This is a genomic window from Variovorax sp. 01N425, from assembly GCF_056399465.1.
Genome location: NZ_JBFTRJ010000017.1, coordinates 59,336 through 77,483, shown reverse-complemented (window position 1 = coordinate 77,483; position 18,148 = coordinate 59,336). Strand labels below are relative to the sequence as shown.

The 18,148-nt window shown below is 66.7% G+C and carries 17 protein-coding genes; 11 read left to right on the top strand and 6 right to left on the bottom strand.

The window, feature by feature from the left end:
* Window positions 1-68 precede the first annotated feature (68 nt).
* Window positions 69-1,130, bottom strand: coding sequence for an aldo/keto reductase (locus AC1DSC_RS26470; RefSeq protein WP_369663221.1), 1,062 nt, complete (start codon window positions 1,128-1,130; stop codon window positions 69-71).
* Between the two features lie 115 nt (window positions 1,131-1,245).
* On the opposite strand from AC1DSC_RS26470, the gene AC1DSC_RS26465 reads away from it, so the two are divergent.
* Window positions 1,246-2,175, top strand: coding sequence for an alpha/beta fold hydrolase (locus AC1DSC_RS26465; RefSeq protein WP_369663222.1), 930 nt, complete (start codon window positions 1,246-1,248; stop codon window positions 2,173-2,175).
* 13 nt (window positions 2,176-2,188) lie between these two features.
* On the opposite strand, the gene AC1DSC_RS26460 is transcribed toward AC1DSC_RS26465, so the two are convergent.
* Window positions 2,189-2,881: an aspartate/glutamate racemase family protein gene (locus AC1DSC_RS26460; protein WP_369663223.1), complete on the bottom strand. Its 693-nt coding sequence runs from the start codon at window positions 2,879-2,881 to the stop codon at window positions 2,189-2,191.
* A 248-nt stretch (window positions 2,882-3,129) separates the two neighbouring features.
* Here AC1DSC_RS26460 and AC1DSC_RS26455 point away from each other — a divergent pair, with 248 nt between their 5' ends.
* The 7 genes from AC1DSC_RS26455 to AC1DSC_RS26425 all read left to right on the top strand — a co-directional run bounded on the left by AC1DSC_RS26455 (window position 3,130) and on the right by AC1DSC_RS26425 (window position 11,616).
* Window positions 3,130-5,520 (top strand): type VI secretion system Vgr family protein, encoded by a 2,391-nt coding sequence (locus tag AC1DSC_RS26455; RefSeq protein ID WP_369663224.1) that lies wholly within the window; start codon window positions 3,130-3,132, stop codon window positions 5,518-5,520.
* 13 nt (window positions 5,521-5,533) lie between these two features.
* A complete protein-coding gene (locus tag AC1DSC_RS26450) occupies window positions 5,534-5,998 on the top strand; it encodes a hypothetical protein (RefSeq protein WP_369663225.1) in 465 nt (154 codons plus the stop codon).
* Complete coding sequence (locus AC1DSC_RS26445; RefSeq protein WP_369663226.1) at window positions 5,995-8,595, top strand: DUF2169 family type VI secretion system accessory protein; 2,601 nt, start codon at window positions 5,995-5,997, stop codon at window positions 8,593-8,595. Before AC1DSC_RS26450 ends, AC1DSC_RS26445 begins: the two co-directional genes overlap by 4 nt.
* Window positions 8,592-9,641: a pentapeptide repeat-containing protein gene (locus AC1DSC_RS26440; protein ID WP_369663227.1), complete on the top strand. Its 1,050-nt coding sequence runs from the start codon at window positions 8,592-8,594 to the stop codon at window positions 9,639-9,641. The genes AC1DSC_RS26445 and AC1DSC_RS26440 overlap by 4 nt, the downstream gene beginning before the upstream one ends.
* A gap of 61 nt (window positions 9,642-9,702) precedes the next feature.
* Window positions 9,703-10,341 carry a DUF3540 domain-containing protein gene (locus tag AC1DSC_RS26435; RefSeq protein WP_369663228.1) on the top strand — a complete coding sequence of 213 codons (639 nt, stop codon included), beginning with the start codon at window positions 9,703-9,705 and terminating at the stop codon, window positions 10,339-10,341.
* Between the two features lie 28 nt (window positions 10,342-10,369).
* Complete coding sequence (locus AC1DSC_RS26430) at window positions 10,370-10,762, top strand: DUF4150 domain-containing protein (RefSeq protein WP_018905449.1); 393 nt, start codon at window positions 10,370-10,372, stop codon at window positions 10,760-10,762.
* A 41-nt stretch (window positions 10,763-10,803) separates the two neighbouring features.
* Complete coding sequence (locus AC1DSC_RS26425) at window positions 10,804-11,616, top strand: methyltransferase domain-containing protein (protein ID WP_369663229.1); 813 nt, start codon at window positions 10,804-10,806, stop codon at window positions 11,614-11,616.
* Window positions 11,617-11,657: 41 nt separating this feature from the next.
* Here AC1DSC_RS26425 and AC1DSC_RS26420 read toward each other — a convergent pair whose 3' ends face one another.
* The 4 genes from AC1DSC_RS26420 to AC1DSC_RS26405 are packed head-to-tail and all read right to left on the bottom strand — an operon-like array spanning window position 11,658 to window position 14,429.
* Window positions 11,658-12,017: a cupin domain-containing protein gene (locus tag AC1DSC_RS26420; RefSeq protein WP_018905447.1), complete on the bottom strand. Its 360-nt coding sequence runs from the start codon at window positions 12,015-12,017 to the stop codon at window positions 11,658-11,660.
* A gap of 26 nt (window positions 12,018-12,043) precedes the next feature.
* Window positions 12,044-12,865, bottom strand: a complete 822-nt coding sequence (locus AC1DSC_RS26415; RefSeq protein WP_369663230.1) for a MetQ/NlpA family ABC transporter substrate-binding protein — start codon at window positions 12,863-12,865, stop codon at window positions 12,044-12,046.
* Window positions 12,866-12,901: 36 nt separating this feature from the next.
* A complete protein-coding gene (locus AC1DSC_RS26410) occupies window positions 12,902-13,564 on the bottom strand; it encodes a methionine ABC transporter permease (protein WP_015866564.1) in 663 nt (220 codons plus the stop codon).
* Window positions 13,557-14,429, bottom strand: a complete 873-nt coding sequence (locus AC1DSC_RS26405; protein ID WP_369663231.1) for a methionine ABC transporter ATP-binding protein — start codon at window positions 14,427-14,429, stop codon at window positions 13,557-13,559. The genes AC1DSC_RS26410 and AC1DSC_RS26405 overlap by 8 nt, the downstream gene beginning before the upstream one ends.
* 241 nt (window positions 14,430-14,670) lie before the next feature.
* Here AC1DSC_RS26405 and AC1DSC_RS26400 point away from each other — a divergent pair, with 241 nt between their 5' ends.
* From AC1DSC_RS26400 to prfB, 3 genes are all read left to right on the top strand, one after another.
* Window positions 14,671-15,492 (top strand): MetQ/NlpA family ABC transporter substrate-binding protein, encoded by an 822-nt coding sequence (locus AC1DSC_RS26400; RefSeq protein WP_369663232.1) that lies wholly within the window; start codon window positions 14,671-14,673, stop codon window positions 15,490-15,492.
* 204 nt (window positions 15,493-15,696) lie between these two features.
* Complete coding sequence (locus AC1DSC_RS26395) at window positions 15,697-16,905, top strand: Fic family protein (protein WP_015866567.1); 1,209 nt, start codon at window positions 15,697-15,699, stop codon at window positions 16,903-16,905.
* A 136-nt stretch (window positions 16,906-17,041) separates the two neighbouring features.
* A protein-coding gene (gene prfB, locus AC1DSC_RS26390) for a peptide chain release factor 2 (RefSeq protein WP_125964635.1) occupies window positions 17,042-18,146 on the top strand; the annotation gives its coding sequence in 2 pieces (ribosomal slippage) (window positions 17,042-17,122 and window positions 17,124-18,146; 1,104 coding nt in all).
* The last annotated feature ends 2 nt before the right edge of the window (window positions 18,147-18,148 follow it).

The window sequence follows — 18,148 nt, the reverse complement described above, 5'->3', positions numbered from 1 at the left end:
CACCCTTGGCGCTGCGCGCCTTCCCGCCAAGCGGGAGCGAGCTTGCTTGGGGCGGCCCGGCGCGGCGCTCACGCCGCCGGGTCCCGGATCTCCCACCGGATCCTGTCGATCTCGGCCAGCACCTCGGGCGAGAGCGTGGTGCCGTAGGCATCGATGTCTTCGTCCAGCTGCGCCACCGTCGTCACGCCGATGATGGTGCTTGCCACCTGCCACTTGGTGTAGCAGAAGGCCAGCGCAAGCTGCGTGGGCGTCAGGCCGTTGTCGCGCGCGAGCTGGTTGTACAGGCGCGCGGCCTTCAGCGCATCGGGGCGGCCCCAGCGCAGCTTGCGCACCGACTCGTAGCGCGCGATGCGCGCGTCCTGGGGCGCATCGGGCCCGGTGATGCCGCTCTGGTCGTACTTGCCGGTGAGCAGGCCGTAGGCCAGCGGCGAATAGGCCAGCAGCGACACGCCCAGCCGGTGCATCGTCTCGTCCAGCCCGTTCTCGACGCCGCGGCTCGCCAGGTTGTAGACGTTCTGCACCGTGGCCACGCGCGGCAGCCCGTGCTGCTCGGCCAGCCGCACGAACTCGTGCACGCCGTAGGGCGTTTCGTTCGACAGGCCAATCGCGCGCACCTTGCCGGCCTTCACCAGTCCGCCGAGGGCTTCGAGCTGCTCCAGGATCGGGGTCTGCGAGACCTCCTTGGCCGGGTCGTAGTAGATGTTGCCGAAGGCCGGCACATGGCGCTCGGGCCAGTGGATCTGGTACAGGTCGATGACGTCGGTCTTCAGGCGCTTCAGGCTCGCGTTGCACGAGGCCACGATGTCGGCCGCCGTCATGCCCACGCCTTCGCGCACCCACGGCGTGTTGCGCAGCGGGCCGGCCACCTTGGTGGCGAGCACGAGCTTCTGCCGTGCACCGGGGTTGGCCGCAAACCAGTTGCCGATGATGGTTTCGGTGACGCTGTAGGTTTCCTGGCGCGTGGGCACCGAGTACATCTCGGCCGTGTCGATGAAGTCGACACCGCGCTCGAGCGAGCGGCTCAGGATGGCGTGGGAGGTGGGCTCGTCCACCTGTTCGCCGAAGGTCATGGTGCCCAGGCAGATGGGGGTGACGTGCAGGTCGCTCTGGCCGAGTTGGATTTTTTTCATGCGCGGGATGCTACCGCCCTCCTCCGCGGCGCGCTCGCGGCGCAGCCAAAACCCGGACGCGTGCTGTCCTGTGCCGGACTGCGGCCCGCCGCCCGGCTCCGTATCATCGGCGCCCATGTACCAAGCCCTCCGCCCCTCGCGCAGCGAATTCGTGCCCGTGCGCAATCTCCGCTACCACGTGCGTCTCTGGGGCGAGGCCTCGCCCCACAAGCCGCCATTGGTGCTGCTGCACGGCTGGATGGACGTGGCGGCCTCCTGGCAGTTCGTGGTCGATGCGCTGGCCGAAGAACGCTTCATCGTCGCGCCCGACTGGCGCGGCTTCGGCCTCACCGACGGCGGCGGTGTCGACAACTACTGGCTGCCCGACTACCTGGCCGATCTCGAATGGCTGCTCGACCACTACGCGGGCGAAGGCGATGCGGCGCGGCCGGTCGACCTGGTCGGCCACAGCATGGGCGGCAATGTCGCCATGCACTACGCGGGCACCCGGCCCGCGCGCATCCGCCGCCTCGTCAACCTCGAAGGCTTTGGCATGCCGGCGCGCAAGCCCGAGGAAGCGCCCGCGCGCTACGGCCAATGGATCGACGAGCTCAAGCGCCTGCACCGCGGCGAGATGGCGCTGGCGGGCTACTCGGGTGTGGACGGCGTGGCGCGGCGGCTCATGAAGACCAACCCGCGCCTCACGCCCGACAAGGCCGGCTGGCTCGCGAGCCACTGGTCCGCGCTCCAGCTGCAGCCCGACGGCAGCGAGCGCTGGCAGATCCTCGGCGACGCCGCGCACAAGATCATCAACGCGAACATCTTCCGGGTCGACGAAACGCTTGCGCTCTATGCACGGATCTCGGCGCCCACGCTGATGATCGAGGCCGCCGACGACAGCCTGCACGGCTGGTGGAAGAACCGCTACACGCTCGAAGAATTCCACGAGCGGCTGAAGTCCGTGCCGTCGGTGCGCATCGAGCAGCTGGCCGACGCGGGCCACATGCTGCACCACGACCAGCCGCAGCGCGTGGCGGGATTGATCGAGCAGTTCCTGGCCGGCTGAGGCGGCCGGCGCTTCAGGCCGCGGCGCGCCGCAGCGCCGCGCGCGCCAAGAGCCGCGTGGAGTCGAGCGTGGGCAGCGGCGAATTCACGTCGTTCATGATGAGCGGAATCTCGGTGCAGCCGAGCACCACCGCATCGCAGCCGTCTTCGTCCTTCATGCGCTGGATCACGCGCCGGAACGCCAGCACCGCGTCGGGCGTGAACACACCGCGCACCAGCTCGTCCATGATGATGCGGTTGATCTCCTCGCGCTCCAGGGCCGTGGGCCGGACGTATTCGAGCCCCCGGGCCGAGAGCTTCTCGGGATAGACCTCGCTGTCGACCAGCCAGCGCGTGCCGGTGATGGCCAGGCGCCGGAAGCCGCGCTGCGCGGCCTCGTCGGCCACGCACTCGGCAATGTGCAGCCACGGCAGCGGCGAACGCGCCTCGATGAAGGGCAGCGCCTGGTGGATCGTGTTGTCGGGGCAGACGAGAAAGTCGGCACCGATCTTCGCGAGCTTGCTCGCCGAGGCCAGCATCACCTCGCCCACGCCATGCCAGTCGCCGCGGTAGATGTGCGCCATGTAGTCCGAAAGCGAGGGCGTGTGCATGGCCACTTCAGGATGCGCATGCGGGCCGAGCAGCTCGGCCCCTTCCACGCAGATGGTCTGGTAGCAGAGCGCCGCGCCTTCGGCGGAGCACCCGACGATTCCGATGTGCTGGGTCATTCGCACATCCTACAGGCGGCGGCGCCGAAGCCGCAACGCGGCATGAGGCCCGGCCCGCGCTGGCCTGCTACTTGCAAAGAAGCGCACATGCCAGACGCAAAAGGCACAACGATGAAGCACCCCTGGCCCCATGCGGGTTCACCGGTGAACGAGCGCTTCAAACATAAGTTCGCAATCACTGCTTCGGCCGCCACGCAGTGGGCGATGCTGGTGCAGGAGGTGCTGTCTTGAGCAAGGGAGTTTTTCGCATGCCCCGAGTCGTACGCGCACACACGCCGCTGGGCGAAGACCAGCTCATGTTCCGTTCGATGCACGGAACCGAGGGGCTGTCGCAGCTGTTCGAGTTCGAGGTCGAACTGCTGAGTCCCAGCATGTCGATCGACATGAAGGCCGTGCTGGGCAAGCCGCTGGCGCTGGAGATACAGACTGCGGGCGCGCCGCGCTTCCTGAACGGGCAGATCGTCCGCTTCACGATGATCGGCAAGGAGGACGGCGCCTCGCGCTACGTGGTCTACCGCGCCACGGTGCGGCCATGGCTCTGGTATCTCACGCGCACCAGCGACTGCAAGATATTCCAGAACAAGTCGGTGGTCGACATCCTCGAAGAGGTGTTTGCGGACTACGGCTTTGCCTTCGAGAAGAAGCTCAGCGCGAGCTACAGGCAGTGGGAGTACTGCGTCCAGTACCAGGAAACGGACTTCGCCTTCGTGAGCCGCCTCATGGAGCACGAAGGCATCTACTACTACTTCACGCACGAGAAGGGCCAGCACACGCTGGTGCTGGCCGACGACATCGGCGCGCACGAGACCCTGCCCGGCTACGCGAAGATCGGCTACCTGGCCGCCGACCGCGGCGCCGACCCGCGGCAGGAAGTGATCGACCAGTGGCAGGTCACCGAGGAGATCCGCCCCGGCAGCTACGTGGTGGACGACTTCGACTTCAAGAAGCCCCGCGCCGACCTGATGAACATGCGCAGCCAGCCGCGCGGCAACGAGCACGGCCAGTACGAGATGTACGAATGGCTCGGCGGCTTCAGCGAGGCCGAACAGGGCGAGCACTACTCGCGCATCCGCCTGGAGGAAGCGCAGGCGCAGGCCGAGCGCGACATCGGCCACACCAACGTGCGCGGCATGGCGCCCGGCTACCGCTTCACCATGCAGAACTGCCCGCGGCAGGAAGACAACCGCGAATACCTTGTGGTGTCGGTGTCGTATGCGCTGCGCGAGGGCGGCTACGCCAGCGGCGGCGCCGAAGGCCACTACAGCTTCGACTTTGCCGTGCAGCCCAGCGCCTATGTCTTTCGCGCGCCGCGCGTCACGCCGCTGCCGCGCACCAACGGGCCGCAGACGGCCACCGTGGTCGGCAAGGCGGGCCAGGAATTCTGGGTCGACCAGTACGGCCGCGTGAAGGTGCAGTTCCGCTGGGACCGCTACGGCAAGAGCGACGAGAACAGCTCCTGCTGGGTGCGTGTCTCCAGCGCATGGGCCGGCTCCAACTACGGCGCCGTCAACCATCCGCGCAAGGGACAGGAGGTGGTGGTCGACTTCATCGGCGGCCATCCCGACCGGCCCATCATCATCGGCCGGGTCTACAACGCCGACCAGATGCCCCCGCTCGAACTGCCGGCGCAGGTGACCGTGAGCGGTTTCGTGAGCCGCAGCCAGGACGGCTCGCCGGCCAACGCGAACGAATTCATCCTGGACGACGCGCCGGGCTGCGAGCTGGTGCGCATCCATGCCGAGAAGGACTTCGAGATCGATGTCGAGAACGACCTGCGGATCCACGTCGAGAACGACGAGACAGAAACCGTCGACGGCCACCGCATCACCCACATCCTGAAGACCGACACGCTCACCGTCGACCAGACCCGCGACACCCTCGTCAAGCAGAAGGACACCGCCGAATACCGCAACGGCTCGAAGCTCACCGTCTCGGGCGCGCTCACCGAGCACTTCTTCGACAACCGCATCGAGACCACCACCAAGCTCGGCTCGAAGGAGACGGTGCTCAGCGGCCTGTCGGAGGTCACGGTCAACGGCGGCCTGCGCCACGAGACCTTCGACAAGGGGCTGCTGGTCGACGTGAAGCTCGGCATGGACGAGGAGATCCACACCGGCAACTCCATACTGAAGACGCTCGACGGCAACCGGCAGGAAAGCTACCAGACCGGTTGGCAGCGAACCATCGTGAGCGGCGGCGGCAAGGACAACATCAAGGACGGCCTCACCGAAACCATCGAGACAGGCGACCACCACTCGACCGTCTCGGCCGGCGACTACAACGGCAAGGCCCGGAAGGTGACCATCGAGGCCACGGCGGGCGACGTCGAGATCAAGGCCAGCGGCGACTTCACCTTCGAGGGCAACCACGTCAAGCGCGTGAACCGCGTGCTGCTGTGGGACTGGTCGCCGACGGCGGTGACGGCCACCGGCCTGTCGAGCGCGACCTACGGCGTGAACAACAGCAACGCCGGCTTCACGTTCACGACCAACATCAAGAAGATGGATGCCACCGCGCAGATCATGAACATGTACGCACACCAGGCCAACTTCGGCGCGGTGAGCTTCTCGAACGTGGTGGCCTCGGAGCACACCGGCGGCTTCTGGGGCGCGCTCAAGGGCTTCGTGCTCTTCGGCTGAACGCCTTGGCCGGATGCCGAATGTCCCCTTCTCGATCTGGTGGGTGCTGGCACCGCTGCTTGCGTGGCTGGGGTTCACTCTTTGCGTCACGCTCCTGCGCGAGCGCCGCAAGCACGCCGAGAGCCTGTCGCGCACGCGAAGGGCCCTCGGCATCCTCGCGCACGGTACGCCTGCCATGGCGCAGGTGATTGCCTTTTCCGACACCGGCCAGCGCCGCTCGGGCGAAGGCACGACCTGGGCGATCGCGCAGCTGCGCCTTCGCATACAGGCCGCCGAGACCGGCGAGACCTTCGAGGTCGACCAGACCACCGCCATTCCCCTCGCCCAACTGCCCGGCCACGCGGCCGGCCGGACCATCGCGGTGCGCTTCGATCCGGCGAGCCGCGAGGTCGCCGTCGAGCGCAGCGGCACCTCGGCCGCCCACTACGGCGCCGACAGCTCCCGGCTTCGTGCACCCTCGGAGGTTTCCGACCGATGAAAACCGTCAAGCCGCTGCGCCTGGGCATCCTCACCCGGCCATACCGCTGGCAGGGCGTCGACCAGCTCGGCGTGGCCGTCACGGCGTTCGCCAGCCTCGAGGCGGAACCGAAGCTCATGGCCGACCAGGAGCTGTGGCAGACCGTCGGCGAAGAGATCGGCGGCCTGGGCGTGTTCGACGCGGGCGTGCCCAAGTGCATGCCGGAGGTGCTCGCGAGCGGCCATGGCTACACCCACCACCAACAAGACAAGACCGCCTGCGCCGTGCGCCTGCGCGTCGCCGATCTCGAGAAGTCCCTGCACGTGTCGGGCGAGCGCTACTGGCTCGACGGCCGCCTGACCGCACCGCAGCCCTTCGAGGCCATGCCGCTGGACTGGGCGCACGCTTACGGCGGGCCGGGCGTGCCGGAGAACCCGGCAGGCATCGGCGCGTTCGACGAGCTCATCAACGGCGTCCGCACGCGCCGCGCACCCAACGTGGAGGCCGTGCATGCCCGCGTGCGCTCGCGCGGGCAGGCGGTGGCGCCCGCGAGCTTCGGCGCCGTGCCCATCGACAGCCCGCAGCGCATGGCCCTGATGGGCAGCAAGTTCGGGCAGCACTGGCTGGAGCACCACTTCCCGGGGTTCGCGCAAGACATGGACTGGCGCTTCTTCAACGCCGCGCCCGAAGACCAGCGCTGGCCCGCGCGCCAGGAGCTCCCGCCCGGCGCGCCCTACGAAATTCTCAACATGCACCCGGAAAAGCCGGTGCTGAGCGGCCGCCTGCCCGACTGGCGCGCGCGCTGCTTCGCAAGCTTCGACAAGGAAGGCCGCGGCCTGCACGAGATCGGCCTGCGCCTGACCACGGCCTGGTTCTTCCCGCACCGCGAGCGCGTGGCGCTGATCTGGCACGGCGTGCTGCCGGTGCGCGAGGACGATGCGGCAGATGTGCGGCACATCATGCCGGCACTCGAGCTGCCGCAGGAGCCGCGCGAGCTCGCGCATTACCAATCCGTGCTGCTGCAGCGCCTGGACACCGCGCGCGGCGGCCTGCTCGCCTTTCGCGACAGCGACCTCGCACCCAAGGCGGTCCTCGGGCGCTGGGGCATCCTCGACGCGCCCGACCCGATGGCGCGGCCGCTGCTGCGCAACCTGCGTGCCGGCCAGCAGCGCGACCACGAAAGCCGCCGCGCCGAACTCATCGCGCTGGGCGTCGATCCCGACAAGTACCTGCCCGCGCCCCAGCCCCCGGCCGCGCCGCTGGAGTTCGACGACGTGCCCGAGTACTTCGAGCGCATGCAAGGGGAAATGATGGAAGCCCGAAAAAACCTGCAAGCCCAGGGCGAACAGATGCGCCGCCGGCAGGAGGAAGAAATCGACCCCGCGCTGCTGCAGAAAAGCCGCGAGCAGCCGCAGCGCTTCGACCCCGACGCGCTGATACGGCAGCTCGAACAGCTTGCCGCCGCGCCACCCGCCGGGACCCCCGCAAGCCCCCCGCCCACGCTCATCTCCCTGGGCACCAAGGATCGGATGACCGCGCAGATCCGGCAGGGCTACCTCCACGGCGCCCACCTGTCCGACGCCGCGCCGCCCATGCCCTCGTTCCGCGCCGCGAAGATCCGGCGGCGGCTGGCCGAGGCCGCGCCCGGGGCGCGCAATTTCTCGGGCATGCGGCTCGTCGGGGCCGATCTCTCGGGCATGGACCTGCGCGGGGCCGACTTCTCCGGCGCCGCGCTCGAAGACGCCAACCTCGACGACGCGCAACTGTCGGACGCCAACTTCAACGGCGCGGTGCTGGCACGGGCCCGGCTCTCGCGCACGTCGCTGGCCAGTGCGACCTTCCGCAACGCCAACCTCGGCGGCGCGCACTGCGAGTTCGCCGATTTCTCCGGCGCCGACCTGAGCAGCGCCAACTGCGAGAAGACGCGCTTCGCGTCCTGCAGCATGGCCAACACCGTGCTCGACCAGACGCGCTTCACCGAAAGCGAGATGAGCCATTGCGACTTTCGCGGCTCCGACTGGCACCAGGTCTTCCTGACCAAGCTGCGCATGAGCGGCATGGCCTTCGGCGGCGCCTCCTTCCAGCAGGTGGTATGGCTCGAATGCGCGCTGGAGGATGTGCGCTTCACCAATGCGTCCCTGGTGCGCTGCAGCTTCGTCACGAGCGACTGCAGCCGGTCGGTCGATTTCTCCGACGCCCGGCTCGATGCCTGCAGCTTCGCGCACGGCAGCACGCTGGCCGGCGCGGTATTGCGCCGCGCCGCGCTCAAGCAATGCGGCCTGCGCACGACGCCGATGCAGCAGGCGGACCTGCGCGAAGCGCGCCTGGACAACTGCGATTTTTCGGAATGCGCGCTGCAGGGCGCCAAGCTCGAGCGGCTCGTCGCGGGCGAGAGCCTCTTCGTGCGTGCCGACCTCACCGGCGCCAGCTTGCGCGGCGCCAACCTCATCGACGCCAACTTCTCGAAGGCCGTCTTCGCGCAGGCCGACCTGAGCGGCGCCAACCTGTTTCGCACCGACGTGTCGCAAAGCCTGATCGACGGCAGCACCCACCTGCTCGGCGCCTACACACGGCACGCCAAGACCTGGCCCGCACGGCGCGCCGCAGCGCCCGAATGACCCGCGATGAACTCGTCGACAGGATCCGCCATGGCACCCAGGTCGGCAACGCCGATTGCAGGGGATGGGACTTGAGCGGCCTCGACCTCTCGGGCGCGATGATGGACGACGTCGATTTCAGCGGCGCGAACCTCGCCCGGGCCAATCTCGAAGGCAGCTCGCTGTCGCACTGCCAGCTCTCGGGATGCGACTTCTCCTTCGCCCAGTTGAAGGAGGCGCAGTTCTTTCGCAGCCGCATGGAGGCGGCACGCTTCGATGCCGCCACGCTGGAGGGCGCCTCCTTCGTCGAGTGCCACGCGGCGCGGGCGAGCTTCGCGCAGGCCAGGCTCGATCTCACCAAGTTCTTTCGCTGCGAGCTCACGCAAAGCCGCCTGCAGTCGCGGCAGTTCGAGCGCGCGAGCTTCATGGAATCGCAGCTCGACCGGGCCGATTTCACCGGCGCGGCGCTGGGCCATGTGACCTTCTACCGCCTCGACCTGAAGACGGCGATTTTCCAGGGTGCATCCGGCCTCAACGCAATGTTCCTGGAGTGCGACCTGAGCGGCCAGCGCTTCGCGGGCCTCTCGCTGTGCATGTGCCAGTTCACGGACAGCCGCCTGGACGATGCCGACTTCAGCGGCGCCACGCTCACCCAAGCCAACTTCAAGGGCACCACGCTGAAGCGCGCGAACTTCTCGAACGCGGACGCATGCCAGGCGCTGTTTCCTGAAGCCGACCTCAGCGATGCGAACTGCAGCGGCGGGCGCTTCGACCAGTCGATCTGGGCCCGGGCTCTGCTGGAACGCGCCGACTTCTCGCAAGCCCGCTTGCCGCTCGGCGTGTTTCACCACGCGCGCTGCGCCGGCGCGAACTTCCGCAACGCCGACATGCAGGACGCCGATCTTTCATATGCCGACCTGACCGGTGCCGACCTGGGCGGTGCGCATTTCCTGCGCACGCGCCTGCACCGCGCCCAGCAGCAGGGCGCGCGGTTTTCCAGCCGCAACGGGATCATCGACAACGAGCCCGAACTCTTCAAGGCACAGGCCTGGTCCGACTCGCACTGAGCCCCGCAACCGCCCGCCCGCTTTCCAGACGTCCACACCCACATCAAGAAGGGAATCCGCCATGAATGTCATTCCACTGCGCCCCGCCCTTGCGGCAGCCACCGCGCCGGTTCATCTCGTGGGCCGGCTGGCGGCCGCACTGCCCGATGCGCACTTCGATGTCGAAGACGAGGGCGGCGGGACCTGGCGCTGCCGCCGAGCCGCCAGTTGCCTGCTGCGGCCCGAGGTGGGCGACACCGTGCTGCTGTCCGGACCGGACGGAGCCCGGGTGTACCTGATCGCCGTGCTCGAACAGGCCGACGATGCGGTCAGCCGCATCGACACATCAGGCGCCCTCTCGATCGAAAGCCCCGGCGACGTGCGGCTGCGCAGCGGCGGCGAGCTTCAGATGCACGCCGCGCAATGGAAGCTCCAGGCCACGAGCGGACAGTGCCGCGTCGACGACCTGCACTTCACCGGCCAGGCCCTCGACGCCACGGTGGGGCGGCTGCGGCTGGTCGGGCTTGTCCTCGAATCGGTGGCCGATCGCATCGTGCAGATGGCGCGCAACGCGCTGCGCGTGGTGGACGAAACCGAGCAGGTCCGCGTGGGCCATCTCGACTGCGAAGCCGGCGGCACGGCGCGCCTGCATGCCCGGCACACGGTGGTCACGGCCAGCGAGCTCGTGAAGGTCGATGCCGCGCAGATCCACATGGGCTGACCCGGCCCGCAGCAAAAGGAGCACCGCAATGTTTGCCAACTGCCAGCTGATGGGAATGGACCTCGCCTTTCCCGATGTCTGCAAGACCCCGCCCGCCGCGATGGCGCCCATTCCCTACCCCAACATGGCGTTCGGCCCCACGGCCGTGCCCAACGCGTGGAACATCCTCTTCATGTGCATGCCCGCGCACAACATGGCAACCACCACGCCGATCACGCTGGGCGACACCACCGGGGCGGGCGGCGGCATCGTCTCGCAGACCTTCATGAGCCAGTCGCGGCACGTGACGGGCGCGTTCACGGTGCTCATCAAGGGCACGCCGGCCACGCGCATGACCAGCCTGAGCACGCAGAACCGCAGCAACATGGTGGGCATGCGCATCGTGCCGAGCCAGTGCAAGGTGATGATTCTTTCGCCCTGAGAGCCATTGCGCTGCGCACGAACTGCGAGACAAAATGAACCATGCATGACACCGCCTACGAACATGGCCGCCGCTTCTTCGCGTTGTACTGGCAGCCGCATTTCAGGGATGTGGTCGAGCTCGGCAGCCAGGACGTCAACGGCTCACTGAGGGACCATGCCCCCGCCACGGCGAGCTATCTCGGTCTCGATGCCGCGCCGGGCCGGGGCGTGGACAAGGTGGTCACGCCGGGCGACCCCCTGCCGCTGCCCGACGCCTGCGCCGACGTGGTCGTCACGAGTTCGGCCCTCGAGCATGACCCCTGCTTCTGGGAAACTTTTCTGGAGCTCGTGCGTCTGCTGCGGCCCGGCGGTCTGCTCTATGTCAATGCGCCAAGCAACCATGCGTTTCACCGGTATCCGGTCGATTGCTGGCGCTTCTATCCCGATGCCGGTGTGGCGCTGGTCGAATGGGGCCGGCGCCGGCGGGTCGAAGTCGAACTGGTCGAGTCCTTCGTCGCCCGCCCCGCGGCGTCCGGCTGGGCCGATTTCGTCGCGGTCTTTCGCAGGCCCGGACCGCCCCTCGTGCGCCTGGGACGGCTGGCGGACTTCGGCGAAACCCAGAACGGATACGACGCCGAGTCCACGGAGCTCCTGCGCCACCACGCGGAAACCTTCGACATGCTCGCGCTGGCGCAGGCACGGCAGCAGCTGCAGAACTGCGAACGGGAGCGCGACGAACTCCGGGCCCAGGCCGCCAGCGCGTCAGGCGAGCTCGGCAAGGCCTACGAGGCCATCCTTGCCCTCAAGCAGGAGTCCGAGGCGCTGCGCCGCGAACTGCACACACTGCGCGGCCATCCGTCTTCCGGCGCGTAGGCACGCGCTCCGGCTCTCCGCCGCTCAGGGGACGCTTTCGTTCACGCTTCGTCGTCGGCGTCGTTGCCCGTGAGGGACAGCACTTGTTCGACGAAAGCCTCGAACAGCGGCAGTGCGGCGGGCAGTCCATCGAAGGAATGCGCCTCGCCGGCGTCGAAGACATGCGGCTTGCCGGCCGGCAGGGCCACCCATTCACCGGCCTCGAACAGCAGGCCCAGGTAGCCGTCCTGCGTGGGCAGGTAGAAAAGCCCCACGCGGTCGAGAACCCGCTGGCCTTCCGGTGCGTCGTCTTCGCGGCCCCAGGCCACACCTTGCCGCGCCAGGTGTTCGGTGATCCAGCCGTCGCACACATGCGTGTCGCGCCAGCTTCCTTCGGCATCGAAAACGGCGAGCACGGGCATGGGCGTCCTTGGCTTGAGAAGAAGAACTACTGCAGGAAGCTGGGCTTGGCGTAGCCCTGGAACTTGCTGTCGACCACGGCCTTGAATTCCTTCGAGCGGTAGGCCTCGGCAATGTCCCTGGCCCAGGGCGCGTTCCTGTCCGCGCTCTTCACGGCCACCACGTTCAGATAGTAGTCGGGCGTCTTCTCGAGCACCACGGCTTCGCTCAGCTTCAGGCCCGACGAGATCGCGAAGTTGCCATTGACGATGGCGTACTCTGTGTCGCCCAGCGAGCGCGGCAGCTGCGCGGCCTCGAGCGGAATGAACTTGAGCTTCTTCGGGTTCTCGGCCACATCCTTCTCGGACGCGCGCAGCGCATCGACGCCGGGCTTGATGGTGATGAGCTTGTTCTGCTCCAGCAGCACCAGCGCGCGGGCCAGGTTGCTCGGGTCGTTGGGCAGCGTGAAGCGGTCGCCCTCCTTCACCTCGGCCAGCGTCTTGCGCTTGGTGGAGTACACGCCCAGCGGTGCAATGGGGCCCTGCACCAGTTCGGCAAGGTCCAGCTTCTGGTCGGCCGAGAACTTCTTCAGGTAGACCTGGTGCTGGAAGAAGTTGGCATCGAGCGAACCTTGCGCGAGCGCGAGGTTGGGCTGCACGTAGTCGTTGAACTCGACCAGCTTCACCTTGTAGCCCTTCTTCTCGAGGATGGGCACGATGCCGGCCTTGAGCTGGTCGATGTTGGAGCCGGCGGTGCCGCCGATCACGAGGTTCTTCTTGGCTTCCTGGGCCTCTGCCAACGAAAGGCCGCCGAACGACAGGGCAACCAGGGACAGGGCAAGGACGGAGCGGCGCAGCAGAGCGGTTTTCATGAAATCAAAAAAAGAAGGAACGAGAGAAAAAGAGATTCAACGCTTGTCCAGCCTGCGCGCCGTGGTGTTGCCCACGAACTGCAGGATCTGCACCAGCACCACGAGCAGCGCCACGGTGAGCACCATCACGTCGGTCTGGAAGCGGTAGTAGCCATAGCGGATGGCCAGGTCGCCAATGCCGCCGCCGCCCACCACGCCGGCAATTGCCGAGTAGGAGAGAAAGCTCACCGCCAGCACCGTGAGCGCCAGCACCAGGCCCGAGCGGGCCTCGACCACCAGCACGCGCCAGACGATCTGCAGCTCCGAGGCGCCCATGGCATGCGCCGCCTCGATCACGCCGCGCGGCACTTCGCGCAGGCACTGGTCGACCAGCCGCGCGAAGTACGGAATGGCCGCGAACGACAGCGGCACCGCGGCCGCCAGCGGGCCGATGGACGTGCCCGCGATCACCCGCGTGAACGGCACCAGCGCCACCAGCAGGATGATGAAAGGAAACGAGCGCACGGTGTTCACGATCCAGTTGAGCACCAGGAACGCCGGCTTGTTCTCGAGCGACTGGCCCGGGCCCAGCAGGAACAGCAGGATGCCCAGCGGGCCGCCGATCAGCACCGCGGCCGAAAGGCCGATGGCCAGCATCATGAAGGTCTGGCCCGTGGCCACCCACAGCTCGGGGAGGATGGGGGCGATGTTCTCAAACATAGGCCACCTCCTGCGGGCTGCGCTGCAATGACGGCGGGCGCGGCGCGATGGGTTCGCGCGCCTCGCGTTCGCGGCGGCGCACCAGCTCGTCGATCTCGCGGCCCAGCGCGGTCTTGCGCTCTTCGCTCGGCGCATCGACCACAGCGAACTGCTCCACCAGCCGGCCCTTCTCCAGGATGGCCACGTTGCGGCACAGCACCTCGACCACCGAGAGCTCGTGCGTGACGATCACGATGGTCACGCCGATCTTCTGGTTGATGTCGCGCAGCGTCTCGAGCAGCGCGCGCGTGGTTTCGGTGTCCAGCGCCGAGGTGGGCTCGTCGCACAGCAGCACCTGCGGCCGCGGCGCCAGCGCGCGCGCAATGGCCACGCGCTGCTTCTGGCCGCCCGAGAGCTGGGCCGGGTAGGTGTCGATCTTCTCGGCCAGGCCCACCAGGGCCAGGCATTCGCGCACGCGGGCGTCGATCTCGGCCCTGGAATGGCGGCCGTGGATCTTCAGCGGGAAGGCCACGTTGTCGAACACCGTGGCGTTCTGCAGCAGGTTGAACTGCTGGAAGATCATGCCGATGTTCTGGCGTGTGCCCCGCAGCTCGCGGCGCGAGAGCGTGGTGAGGTCGCGCCCGCCCACGAAGACCTGGCCCGCATCGGGCCGCTCCAGCAGGTTGATGAGGCGCAGCAGCGTCGACTTGCCCGCGCCGCTCTTGCCGATCAGGCCGAACACGTCGCCCTGGTGGATGTCGAGCGAGAGCGACTGCACGGCGTCGAACACCTCGCCGCTCGGCAGTGCGAATGACTTCTGCACGGATTGAAGACGGATCACGGGCTGCGCGTTGCCGCGGCCCGCATCGGACGAAGGGTTGCTCATAAAAAAGGCAGCGGCGGGCGCGGAGCCGGCCGCAAAGGTTCGCGAAAAGGGGCCGAGTATGAAAACAAAGGCGTCAAAAGGGAACGAACAAATCCGCTCGTGCTTATGCTTGAAAACACATAAGACCTCGGATTGAGGGTTGTGCATTGCCATATCGATATGAAGATTCGTTCGTTCCCAAACGTGCCGGGCAATGCCACATTCGCGCCTTCTTTTTTGTTGTGAAACGCACATCCGATCTATGCAGAACCTCTTTCGCCGCCGCAGCCTCGTCCTTGCCACGCTGGCCGCCTCCCTCTTCTGCGGCAGCGCCGCCTTCGCGCAGGACAACGGCAACAAGAACACCGTCAAGGTTGGCATCTCGGTCGGCAGCGCCGAGCAGGTGTTCGAGGTGGTGAAGAAGGTGGCGGCCAAGAACGGCCTGAACATCCAGCTCGTGGTGTTCAACGACTACCAGCTGCCCAACGCGGCGCTGGCCTCGGGCGACCTGGACGCCAACGCCTTCCAGCACCAGCCCTTCCTGGACAACCAGAACAAGGCGCGCGGCTTCGACATCGTGCCCGTGGGCCTCACCATCACCGCGCCGCTGGGCTTCTACTCGCGCAAGATCAAGTCGATCGACCAGCTGCCCGACGGCGCGGCGGTCGGCATCCAGAACGATCCGTCGAACGGCAACCGCGCGCTGCTGCTGTTGCAGTCGGCCGGCCTCGTCACGCTGAAGCCCGAGGCGGTGAAGAACAACACGGCCACGCCGCTGGACGTGGTGAGCAACCCCAAGAAGCTCAAGCTCGTGCCGCTCGACGCCGCCCAGCTCCCGCGCTCGCTCGACGACCTGGCGATTGCCGCCATCAACAACGACTATGCCGAGAAGGCCGGGCTTTCGCTCAACAAGGATGCCGTGATCAAGGAGGCCGCGAAGAGCCCCTATGCCAACCTGATCGCCGTGCGCCGCGCCGACAAGGACAAGCCCTGGGCCAGGCGGCTGGTGGCGGCCTACCAGTCGCCGGAGGTGAGGAGCTTCATCGAGACGCAGTTCAAGGGCTCGCTCGTCCCCGCGTTCTGATCCAAACGCAGATTCCCCCTTGCCCCCTGTGCGCCCGCGCCGCGCACAGGGGGCTTTTTGCTTCTACGGCGGGTTGCCATCGATGACCTCCTCCGGTATTCCAACCAGAACTACAACCGGAAAATCATCGCGATCAGTTTTTCAGTAACTTATTGAATTTAAAAGGCTTTCATCCTAAACTGACCAGAACTTAAACCGGAATCCATGTCCGTCAATCCCGCACCTTTGCAGGTCTACGACCAACCTCATCAGTTCGAGCCATTGCTGCCAACGCAAAAACTCGGCGAACTGAGCGAAATCACGCGCCGAATATTCGAGAAGTCGTCCGAGATGAAAGGCTCCGCAAGTCCGCAAGCACGGGCTGCGCTGCGCGAGATCGTCCGATCGATGAACTCGTACTACTCGAACCGCATCGAGGGACAAAGCACACATCCCGTGAACATCGAGCGCGCGCTGAGCAAAGACTTTTCCGACACGCCGGACGTCGCCAGACGGCAGCGTGTCGCACTGGCACACATCGACGCCGAACGGGAACTGGAAGAAATCGTCACCACCGAAGCGGGCGCACTGAGCAGCGGCTTCCTGAAACAAGCGCACGAGAACCTGTACCGCCGCCTCCCGGAACCCGATCGCCTCACCGATGACGGTCGGGTCATCATTCCCGGAAGCCTCCGCACGCATGACGTCGCGGTGGGCCGCCACCAGCCGCCAGCGTGGAAATCGATCCCTCGGTTTCTCAAGAGGATGGATGAGGTCTACGGTGGCCTCAAGGGCATCGATGCTGTGATCTACACCATTGCAGCCGCACATCATCGAATGGCCTGGACGCATCCCTTCGAAGACGGAAACGGGCGTGCCATCCGGCTGCAGACCCATTGCGCCCTGCATTTGATGAGCGGCGGCCTCTGGTCTGTCAATCGCGGCCTGGCTCGCCAGCGCGACCGCTACTTCGAGATGCTGGACAACGCGGACAGCGCAAGGCAGGGAGATCTCGACGGGCGGGGGAATCTCAGCGAAAAAATGCTCTGGGAGTGGTGCCGCTACTTCCTCGAACTGTGCGAAGACCAAGTCAGTTTCATGGCTTCGATGCTCGACCTTTCCAAGCTCAAGGACCGCATGCGCGCCTACTTGCTGGTGCGCGGCGCGACGGAGGGCATCACGGAATATCGCGAGGAGGCACTGCTGCCGCTGCATACGATTGCCGTTGGTGGCACGGTGTCGCGCGGAGAGTTCATCCGGATGACCGGACTGGAAGAGCGAACGGCCCGAAAAGTGATTTCTCGATTCATCAAGGACGGACTTCTGAAAAGCGACAGCCATCGTTCGGAGCTGAGCATCGGTTTTCCGCTCGGCTCGCTGAACATCCTGTTTCCGAACCTCTACCCCGAGGCGGCAACGGCGGTGCTGGAATAGGCCGCACCGAATGCGGGAACCGCCCCCATCCCAGCCTTCCCCCGGAAGGGGAAGGAGCAATACAGGGGCTCTGCAGGGCGGGTTACCGGTCCGTGAGAAAATGACGGGTTTCCCCCGAACACAGTCAGGACACCCCATGGACGCAGAACAAATCAACCAGATCGGCGCAACGCTTGCAGACCTGAGCGCCCGGACTGCGGATTTACGGAGGTATCTTTGACTACGATGCCAAAGCCGAACGCCTGAGGACGGTCAACGCGTCGCTCGAAGATCCCAACGTCTGGAACGACCCCAAGAAGGCCCAGGAACTGGGCCGCGAGAAAAAGTCGCTCGACGACGTGGTCGTCACGCTCGACCGCCTCACCAGCGGCCTGTCGGACAACACCGAGCTCTACGAGATGTCGAAGGAAGACGGCGACATGGACGGCTTGCAGTCCATTGCCGATGACGCCGCCGCGCTCGAAGCCGACATCAAGCAGCTCGAATTCCGCCGGATGTTCAACAACCCGGCCGATCCGCTCAACGCCTTCGTCGACATCCAGGCCGGCGCCGGCGGCACTGAGGCCTGCGACTGGGCCAGCATGCTGCTGCGCCAGTACCTGAAGTACGCCGAGCGCAAGGGCTTCAAGACGCAGATCGAGGACGAAACCCCGGGCGACACCGCGGGCATCAAGGGCGCGACCATCAAGGTCGAGGGCGACTACGCCTTTGGCCTCTTGCGCACCGAAACCGGCGTGCACCGCCTCGTGCGCAAGTCGCCGTTCGACTCGTCGGGCGGGCGCCACACCAGCTTTGCCTCGATCTTTGTCTACCCGGAAATCGACGACTCCATCGAGATCGAGATCAACCCGGCCGACGTGCGCACCGACACTTTCCGCGCCAGCGGCGCGGGCGGCCAGCACATCAACAAGACCGACTCGGCCGTGCGCCTCACGCACATCCCCACCGGCATCGTGGTGCAGTGCCAGGACGGCCGCAGCCAGCACAGCAACCGCGACGTGGCGTGGAAGCGCCTGCGCTCGCGCCTGTACGACCACGAGATGCGCAAGCGCCAGGAAGAGCAGCAGAAGCTCGAGGACAGCAAGACCGACGTGGGCTGGGGCCACCAGATCCGCAGCTACGTGCTGGACAACAGCCGCATCAAGGACCTGCGCACCAACGTCGAAGTCTCGGCCACGCAGAAGGTGCTCGACGGCGACCTCGACGTGTTCATCGAAGCCTCGCTCAAGCAGGGCGTGTAAGC